Raw genomic sequence first — 8,085 nt, 5'->3', positions numbered from 1 at the left:
AACTCGGCAAACTTCCCGAGGACACCGTGGTCTACACCGGGCACGGCGACACCACCACGATCGGCGGCGAGCTGGTCAACTACGACGAATGGGTGGCCCGGGGCCACTAGTAACCCTCGAGCACGCGCTTCTTCTCGGCCTCGAATTCGGCCTCGGTGAGCGCACCCGAATCCCGCAGGCGGGCAAGGTTGTTCAGCTGCTGTATCCGCACGCCCTGATCCGTCGCCACAAAGCGTTCCTCTGGCGAGCCGACATTCAGACCAGACGGCCGGGCGCCGATGGCGCCGCTGCGCCGTACCCGGGAGCCCCACTTCCGCGCGATGAGCAGGACGACGATCGCCGCCACGAAGATCCCCACGAAAGTCCATGGGAGAAAACCGAACCGGCTGCCGTGCCCGAATGCAAGCGTCGGGTTGACGTAGGCGGTCACGCTGCCATCGGTGGTGACGTGGTAGTCGCCCTCGGCGGGGATCTGTGCGTTCCAGACCCGCACGTGGGCGTCACTGTTGACCGTCGTGGTGGATCCGATGTCCTCGGTCAGCACCGGATCCGGCACACCCGCCGGCGGCACGATGCCGAGCGACATCTTCGGGACGGGCAGTACCCCGCCGCCGCCGATCACCATGGTGTGCAAGCTGATGGTCGCCGGTCCCGCGGGCAAGTGCACTGTCGCCGAACCAGGCACCGGAACCTCACCGTAGGCGTCGTAGTCGTCGAACACGAATGCGTTGAGCAACAGTGCGGTGACAAATCCGATGACCGACACCACCATCGCCGCGGCGGCAACCGCAGCGATCACCCCTGGGACGGTCCGACGACTCATGGCGAGCAGTCTGTCACGGCCGGGTTCCAGGGGCTACCGTTTCACCATGCCCGAGTCGAGTGTGGTGATGCCGCCAGAGCCGTCCGATGGGCCGTGGGTGCAGACGGCTGGATTACGAATGGCTACAACACTTTTCGAACAGTCTGCGGCGGTGGTTCCACTTCCGCCGGCGCCGCACCCCGTGGTGATCGCCGAGTACGGTGCGGGCAACGCCCGCAACGGCCTGGTCCCGATCGGCGCCGCCGTCACCGCGCTGCGCAAGCGGATCAGGCCCGAGCACCCGATCGCAGTGACCCACACCGACGTTCCGGAAAACGACTTCTCGACGCTGTTCCGGACGCTGCGCGACGACCCGGGCAGCTATCTGCACACTGATCGTGCCACGTACGCCGCGGCGGTGGGACGGTCGTACCTGCAGCAGATCCTGCCGTCGGAGAGCGTGCACCTGGCGTGGTCGGCGTGGGCCATCCACTGGCTCAGCCGAGTGCCCGCGATCATCGGCGACCACATTCAGGTGTCCTACAGCTCGGACGAGTCGGTCCGCGCCGCCTATGCGCGGCAGGCCGCCTATGACTGGCACGAATTCGTCGCGTTCCGGGGTCGCGAGTTGAGTCCCGGTGGTCGCCTGGTGGTGCTGACCATGGGTCAGGACGAGGATGGCCGATTCGGCCTCGCTCCGTTGTTGGACGCACTCATCCTGTCGCTTGCCGATGTGCGGGACAGCGGGCTCATCACCGACGACGAGCGTCGACGGATGCAACTACCGGTGATCGGCCGCGGCGAACGCGACTTCCGCTCCCCCTTCGCACCGTCGGGGCGTTTCGAGCGGCTACAGATCACCCACCTGGAGCTGGTCAGCGCACCGGACCGGTTCTGGCAGCAATTTCAGATCGACGGCGATGCAAAGGCTTTCGCAACCGGATGGGCCCGATTCGCCCGGGCCGCGACGTTCGATGCCTTCCGGCCCGCACTCGGCGACGCCGATGCGACCAGACAAGCGCAGGTCGGCGACGCACTGGAGGCCGCCCTGGCCCGGCAGTTGGAGGCCGCACCGGAGCCGGTGTCGATTCCGGTGGCGCACATCGTGATCGAGAAGCTGCGACGCTAACGAATGGTGCCGGCGCCGGCGATGAGCGGCAGGTCCAACGGCGTCACCCAGCCCGGCGGCAGGTCGTTGACCGCGGGTACCGCGTTCAACGCCCGCAGTCCGGTGGACAGACACCCGGCTGCGGCTGCGTCGCGCCCCGAGCCGTCGGTGAACCGGAAGGCCGTCTCCTGGAAGATGCTCGGGGTGCCCTCGATGTCGACGCGGTAGACGTCGTTGTCATTGCCAGACGGCCAGTCCGGTGCCGCGTCCAGCCCGATGCGGTTGACGTGTTCGAGCTGAATCCGGTTCTCGCCCTTGTAGACACCGTTGATGGTGAACCGCACCGCCGCCACGTTGCCCGGCTCGATGACGCCTTTGGCGGTCTTGCGCGGCGTGTCGGTCACCCACTTGTCCCAGGTGGTGGTGATCTCGTCGAGCTCGATGCCGGCGGCGTGGGCGATCATCGGAACTGTTGCGCCCCAGGCGAAGATCAGCACCTCGGGGGTCTGCAGCAGCGGACGGTGCTCGGGCGGGCGCCCGATGCCCATCTCGAATTCGTAGTCGCCCTCGTAGTTGGTGTAGTCCAGTAGCTCCGAGGCCCGGACCTTGCGCACCTCTGAGCACAGACCCATCAGGGTCATCGGGAACAGGTCATTGGCGAAGCCGGGATCGATTCCCGTTGTGAAACAGGAGGATTGGCCTTCTTCACAGGCCTGCTCGATGGGCTGGGTCCAGATCGGCGGGTTGAGGTGCATGGCCGGCCACACCCACGGCGTCATGGCCGTCGAGCACACGTCGATACCGGCCCGCAGGAACCGGGTGATCAGCTTGATGTTGTCATCGGCGTGTGCCGCGGTCGGGCCGTAGTGCACCAAGGCGTCGGGTTTCAGGGCGATCAGCTCATCGACGTCGTCGGTAGCGGTGATCCCCAATGGTGCTGCCAGCCCGCAAATTTCGCCGACGTCGCGACCCACCTTGTCGGGGCTGCTGACCCCGACCCCGACCAGCTCGAACAGCGGATGCTTGACCACCTCGGCGATCACCATCTTGCCGACGAAACCTGTGCCCCAGATGACGACTCTCTTCACGAGCCTCACCCTAAGCGGGGCCACCGACGCCCCGCCGGGTTTTCCGATTCAGGCCACGATCAGCTGCAGCGACGTAGCGCGTCGTACGGGCTGCAGTACATCGGGTACTGATCGACCGGCATCGACAGCGGTCCCTTGTAGGCGATGGTGAAGTGCGACTTGACCATGTTCGCGTCGACACCGCACTGGGTGTTGTGGGTGACGGTGCGGGTACCGCTCTTGGCGGCCCAGTCAATCGCGTAGGTCTCCGTGATCGGCATGGTTTGACCGTCCGGACAGGTGAATCCGGTGGGGTTGGGCTGGGTGAAGGTCCACAGCCCGCTGCTCAGCCGCGCATCGCCGGTCGCGACGATCGTCAGATCGTTGGATGCCACGTGCACCGTGCAACCGACCGGCAGCTCGAGGTTGACGCGCAGGTCTCCGACCGTCTGCGCGCAGATCGGATAGAAGCTCCACTGGCCGGCCGGCAATCCGTCCTGCTGATAGGAGTAGACCCCGAGCGGGATGTCCGGGTTGTCACCGTCGGCGTGCGCCGAAACGGCGACACCCAGCATCGCGGCGGCCACTGCCGAACAGAGGCTCGAGAACACGGTGAACGCGCGCATCATCGTCACCCGCCGAGTATCGCAGGCGACCCACGCCTCGCGTGAGAAAGTCAGGGGTATGAGTTCACTGAGTGGGAAAGTCGCATTGATCACCGGAGCCTCCGCCGGACTGGGCGCAGCGACGGTGAAGGTGTTCGCCGACCGTGGTGCGTCGGTGTTCGGCATCGCGCGCGACGCCGAACGGATGGCATCGGTGTTCGCCGACACGTACGGCGAGCGGCCAGGCGGGCACTTCTCATCGGTGGACATCTCCACCCCGGCGGCCTGCCGGCAGGCCGTCGCCGACTGCGTCGAAACGTTCGGCCGGCTCGACGTCCTGGTCAATGTCGCCGGGTTCCACGTGATGCGGCACACCGTGTCCGTGACCGATGAGGAATGGGATCGCGACCTGGCGATCAACCTGAACGGACCGTTCTACCTGTGCCGGGCCGCGCTGCCACACCTGCTCGAAACCGGCGGCAACATCGTCAATGTGGCATCGGTCGCCGGAGTCGAGGGCGAGGTCTATTCGGCGGGTTACTGCGCGGCCAAGCACGGCTTGGTCGGGTTGACCCGGGCGCTGGCCGTCGAGTTCACCAAGGAGAAGTTGCGCGTCAATGTGGTGTGTCCGGGTGGCATGCCGACCGCTCAGGTCACCGGGTTCGTCGCGCCTCCGGACCCCGACTGGGACCTGATCCTGCGCACCGCATCGCCGCGCGGATTCATGGAGACCGCCGACGTCGCCAATGTGATCGCATTCTTGGCCAGCGAAGATGCCGCGGCCGTCCACGGTGCGGTTTATCGCGTCGACAACGGCAAAGGAGCGGGCTGAGTCATGGACGCCACCGGGGACTCCGTGGCCGTACCGAGCGTTGCGGGAGCGCTGTACACGACGGCCAGCGCCGGGGTGGCCGGATCGATTGCCACCACGGCCAGCGCCGGTGTCGCGGGATCGATCGGGACAGCCTCCAGTGCCGGAGTGGCCGGGTCGATCGGCACGGCCGCCAGCGCCGGAGTGGCCGGATCGGTGGCGGTGGCGCTCAGCGCCGGCGTCCTGGGCAGCGCGCTGACCGCACTGTCGATCCTGGTGATCGGCTGTCTTGGATGCCTGGCCTGCGTCGCCTGTAGCCGGTGCCTGGGATGCGTGGCGTGCATCGGGTGCGACAACTGTGTGGGCTGCATCGGCTGCGTGAACTGCTCGGGACTGCAGGGCGCCGTCGGAGTGAAGAACGTGCACGCCTGACTGTCAACCGAAGTTCACGCGGTGGACGCGCGAGCGCGGTTCAATCCGGTGATGACCGATCAATCCGCGGACATCCGCACCGGACTGGACACCGACGACCTGCGCCAAGCGGTCAGTGATCACCTGCGCTTCTCCATCGGCCGGCCGGCCTCGATGCTGACGTCCGAGCACTACTACCGCGCCCTGTCCCTGGCGGTGCGGGACCGTATGCAGGAGCGCTGGATGGCCAGCACTCAGGCCTTCCTGGACTTGTCCCGCAAGGTGACCTGCTACCTGTCGGCCGAGTTCCTGATGGGTCCGCAGCTCGGCAACAATCTGCTGAATCTGGGCATCGAACGGCAGGCCCGGGAAGCGTTGGCGAACCTGGGCCAGGACCTCGACGAGGTGCTGGCGTGCGAGCCCGAACCAGGTCTGGGCAACGGTGGCCTCGGCCGGCTCGCGGCCTGCTACCTGGATTCGCTGGCGACGCTGGAGCGCCCGGCCATCGGCTACGGCATCCGCTACGAGTTCGGCATCTTCAAACAGGAGATCCGCGGCGGCTGGCAGGTGGAGAAGACCGACAACTGGCTGGCCAACGGAAACCCTTGGGAGATCGCCAAACCCGACGTCAACTACCCGGTCAACTGGGGCGGCTACACCGAGTCCTATCTCGATGACAAAGGCGATTACCGGGTGCGCTGGATCCCCCGCCAGGTACTCAAGGGCATCTCTTACGACACCCCGATCCAGGGCTACGGCGTCAACACCTGCAACACGCTGACCCTGTGGAGCGCACGGGCGATCGAGGCCTTCGCCCTGGATGCGTTCAACAGCGGTGACTACTACCGGGCCGTCGAGGACGAGGTGAAGTCCGAAACCGTCACCAAGGTGCTCTACCCGAACGACGAACTCGAGGCTGGAAAGCATCTGCGGCTGTTGCAGCAGTACTTCTTCGTGTCCTGCTCGCTGCAGGACATCCTGCACATCTTGGAAGACTTAGCGGATTTGTCCGTTGATGCCCTGCCGCAGCAATTCGCCTTGCAGCTCAACGACACTCACCCGTCCATCGCAGTCGCCGAACTGATGCGGCTGCTGGTGGACGAGCGCGGACTGGGCTGGGACGAGGCCTGGGGTATCGCCGTGGCGACCTTCGGCTACACCAACCACACCCTGCTGCCCGAGGCACTGGAGACCTGGCCGCTGCAGATGTTCCGCGAGTCACTGCCCCGGCACCTGGAGATCATCTACGAGATCAACCGCCGGTTCCTCGAAGAGGTCGCCGCCAAGTTCCCCGGCGACAGCGACCGACTGCGCCGGATGTCGCTGATCGGCGAGGACAACGGCAAGAGCGTGCGGATGGCACATCTGGCCACCGTTGGCAGTCATGCCATCAACGGGGTGGCCGCGCTGCACACCGAATTGCTGAAATCCAGTGTGCTGAAAGACTTCTACGAGCTCTGGCCGGAGCGCTTCAGCAACAAGACCAACGGCGTGACGCCGCGCCGGTTCCTGGCCCTGTCCAACCCCGGGTTGCGCGAACTGCTCGACGACACCGTCGGACCGGGGTGGATGACCGATCTGAGCAAGCTCCGAGAACTGGAGCCCTACGCCGAGGATCCCGGGTTCGGCCAACAGTGGCGGGCGATCAAGCGGGCCAACAAGGCCCGGCTGGCGGACTACATCCAGACCACCACGGGTGTCGAGCTGTCACCGGACTGGCTGTTCGACATCCAGGTCAAGCGCATCCACGAATACAAGCGCCAACACCTCAACGTCTTGCACATCGCCACGCTCTACCACCGGCTCAAGGCGAATCCGGACCTGCAGATCGCGCCGCGGGCCTTCGTCTTCGGCGGTAAGGCGGCGCCCGGGTACTTCATGGCCAAGCGCATCATCCGGCTGATCAACGCGGTGGCTGAGACGGTCAATTCCGATCCGGCGGTGAACCGGTTCCTCAAGGTGGCGTTCGTCCCGAACTTCAACGTGCAGAACGCGCACCTGATCTACCCCGCCGCCGATCTGTCCGAGCAGATCTCCACGGCCGGCAAGGAAGCCTCCGGCACCGGCAACATGAAGTTCATGCTCAACGGCGCGCTGACCATCGGCACGCTCGATGGCGCCAATGTGGAGATGCGCGAGGAAGTCGGCGCCGACAACTTCTTCCTGTTCGGCCTGACCGAACAGGAAGTGGAGGCAGTCAAGCTGGCCGGTTACCGCCCCGGTGACTACCTGCAGCCGGACATCGACGGGGGCACCGAACTGAGCGCCGCGCTGAACCTGATCGCCGACGGCACGTTCTCCGGCGGCGACACCGACGTGTTCCGGCCGCTGGTGGACTCACTGCGGTTCGACGATCCGTTCCTGGTGCTCGCCGACTATGCGTCGTACGTGGCATGCCAGGACCGGGTCGATGCCGCATGGCACAACACCGCGGCCTGGACCCGGATGTCGATCCTGAACACCGCGCGCAGCGGAAAGTTCTCGTCCGACCGCGCGATCACCGAGTACTGCGACGACATCTGGGACGTGTCGCCGCTGACGGTGCGGTAGCTAGCTGGGCTGGGCGAGCGCGGCCAACCGGTCGTGCTCGTCCGGGCAGTAGGTGTTGATCGACGCGTTGATGAACTGGTAGACCTGCTGCTCCGAGCTACCACGCGGGATGTTCTTGTTGACGAACGACGCCGAGTCGGCGACCGCCGGATCGACGTTGTTGCGCATCCGCTGGCAGGTGATCTTGCCGATCCAGGCGTTGTAGTCCTTCGGCCCGTAGATGCCGTAGGTGTGCAGCTCGTTGGCGAAGTCGGTGTCGGGGTCCGCGTGAGCCGGGATTGCCATGACGACTGCGGCTGCGACAGCACCCGCCGCGCCGATCAGAGTGCGTGCCTTCATGCCACGGAGTCTATTCCCGCGGGCTGCCCTGAGCTCCATTTACGTCACCCTCATTCCCGGTCTGCCCACCGATGCCTGTGCAAACATGTTGGGCTGCTGGATATTTACTTCGATCAGCTGCGCGTCCCGATATGAGATGGTAGGGGCAGCTGACGTCCCAGCGTACTCATGATTAACTTAACTGGTCTAATCTAACACTTAAACAAGCTAATCTGTCGCTACAGGACGGGGAGTAGCTACAGGGACGGGGAGTAGTAGGTGCCACCGATGTTGCAGCACGCACAGGCGATCAACTCATGATCGGCCGGTTCGCCAAGCGGATGTGGATTCCGCTGCTCATCATCGCCGTGGTCGGCGTCGCCGGATTCACCGTGCAACGCGTCCGCACCTAC

The 8,085-nt window shown here is 65.4% G+C and carries 9 protein-coding genes and 1 pseudogene; 6 read left to right on the top strand and 4 right to left on the bottom strand.

What is annotated here, in order from left to right; translation table 11 throughout:
* A pseudogene (locus ABIA30_RS27320) lies at positions 1-110 on the top strand (MBL fold metallo-hydrolase); the annotation flags it as partial.
* Here ABIA30_RS27320 and ABIA30_RS27315 read toward each other — a convergent pair.
* Positions 107-823 carry an SHOCT domain-containing protein gene (locus ABIA30_RS27315; protein ID WP_370071331.1) on the bottom strand — a complete coding sequence of 239 codons (717 nt, stop codon included), beginning with the start codon at positions 821-823 and terminating at the stop codon, positions 107-109. The pseudogene ABIA30_RS27320 and the gene ABIA30_RS27315 overlap by 4 nt on opposite strands.
* A 46-nt stretch (positions 824-869) precedes the next feature.
* On the opposite strand from ABIA30_RS27315, the gene ABIA30_RS27310 reads away from it, so the two are divergent.
* Positions 870-1,931, top strand: a complete 1,062-nt coding sequence (locus ABIA30_RS27310; protein WP_370071329.1) for an SAM-dependent methyltransferase — start codon at positions 870-872, stop codon at positions 1,929-1,931.
* On the opposite strand, the gene ABIA30_RS27305 is transcribed toward ABIA30_RS27310, so the two are convergent.
* Together ABIA30_RS27305 and ABIA30_RS27300 are read right to left on the bottom strand one after the other, a co-directional pair.
* Positions 1,928-3,007: a dihydrodipicolinate reductase gene (locus ABIA30_RS27305; RefSeq protein WP_370071327.1), complete on the bottom strand. Its 1,080-nt coding sequence runs from the start codon at positions 3,005-3,007 to the stop codon at positions 1,928-1,930. The two genes, ABIA30_RS27310 and ABIA30_RS27305, sit on opposite strands and share 4 nt — an antisense overlap.
* Positions 3,008-3,057: 50 nt before the next feature.
* Positions 3,058-3,612 (bottom strand): hypothetical protein, encoded by a 555-nt coding sequence (locus ABIA30_RS27300; RefSeq protein ID WP_370071325.1) that lies wholly within the window; start codon positions 3,610-3,612, stop codon positions 3,058-3,060.
* Between the two features lie 49 nt (positions 3,613-3,661).
* On the opposite strand from ABIA30_RS27300, the gene ABIA30_RS27295 reads away from it, so the two are divergent.
* The 3 genes from ABIA30_RS27295 to ABIA30_RS27285 are packed head-to-tail and all read left to right on the top strand — an operon-like array spanning position 3,662 to position 7,354.
* Positions 3,662-4,414, top strand: coding sequence for an SDR family NAD(P)-dependent oxidoreductase (locus ABIA30_RS27295; RefSeq protein ID WP_370071323.1), 753 nt, complete (start codon positions 3,662-3,664; stop codon positions 4,412-4,414).
* A gap of 3 nt (positions 4,415-4,417) precedes the next feature.
* Positions 4,418-4,825, top strand: coding sequence for a hypothetical protein (locus tag ABIA30_RS27290; RefSeq protein WP_370071321.1), 408 nt, complete (start codon positions 4,418-4,420; stop codon positions 4,823-4,825).
* Positions 4,826-4,876: 51 nt separating this feature from the next.
* Positions 4,877-7,354, top strand: coding sequence for a glycogen/starch/alpha-glucan phosphorylase (locus ABIA30_RS27285; RefSeq protein ID WP_370071319.1), 2,478 nt, complete (start codon positions 4,877-4,879; stop codon positions 7,352-7,354).
* Here the strand turns inward: ABIA30_RS27285 and ABIA30_RS27280 are convergent, their stop codons facing one another.
* Positions 7,355-7,693, bottom strand: a complete 339-nt coding sequence (locus tag ABIA30_RS27280; protein ID WP_370071317.1) for a DUF732 domain-containing protein — start codon at positions 7,691-7,693, stop codon at positions 7,355-7,357.
* Between the two features lie 296 nt (positions 7,694-7,989).
* Here ABIA30_RS27280 and ABIA30_RS27275 point away from each other — a divergent pair.
* The coding region (locus tag ABIA30_RS27275; protein WP_370071333.1) for an MmpS family transport accessory protein at positions 7,990-8,085 on the top strand (96 nt) is incomplete at its 3' end.

The sequence above is a fragment of the Mycobacterium sp. MAA66 genome (assembly GCF_041261665.1).
Taxonomy (GTDB): domain Bacteria; phylum Actinomycetota; class Actinomycetes; order Mycobacteriales; family Mycobacteriaceae; genus Mycobacterium.
This window is presented reverse-complemented; position numbering and strand designations above follow the sequence as displayed.

What these genes read in the sequence shown, in the direction of transcription:
- ABIA30_RS27315 (WP_370071331.1), bottom strand. Translation starts at nt 823, where the DNA reads ATGAGTCGTCGGACCGTCCCAGGGGTGATCGCTGCGGTTGCCGCCGCG.
- ABIA30_RS27310 (WP_370071329.1), top strand. Translation starts at nt 870, where the DNA reads ATGCCCGAGTCGAGTGTGGTGATGCCGCCAGAGCCGTCCGATGGGCCG.
- ABIA30_RS27295 (WP_370071323.1), top strand. Translation starts at nt 3,662, where the DNA reads ATGAGTTCACTGAGTGGGAAAGTCGCATTGATCACCGGAGCCTCCGCC.
- ABIA30_RS27290 (WP_370071321.1), top strand. Translation starts at nt 4,418, where the DNA reads ATGGACGCCACCGGGGACTCCGTGGCCGTACCGAGCGTTGCGGGAGCG.
- ABIA30_RS27285 (WP_370071319.1), top strand. Translation starts at nt 4,877, where the DNA reads ATGACCGATCAATCCGCGGACATCCGCACCGGACTGGACACCGACGAC.
- ABIA30_RS27280 (WP_370071317.1), bottom strand. Translation starts at nt 7,693, where the DNA reads ATGAAGGCACGCACTCTGATCGGCGCGGCGGGTGCTGTCGCAGCCGCA.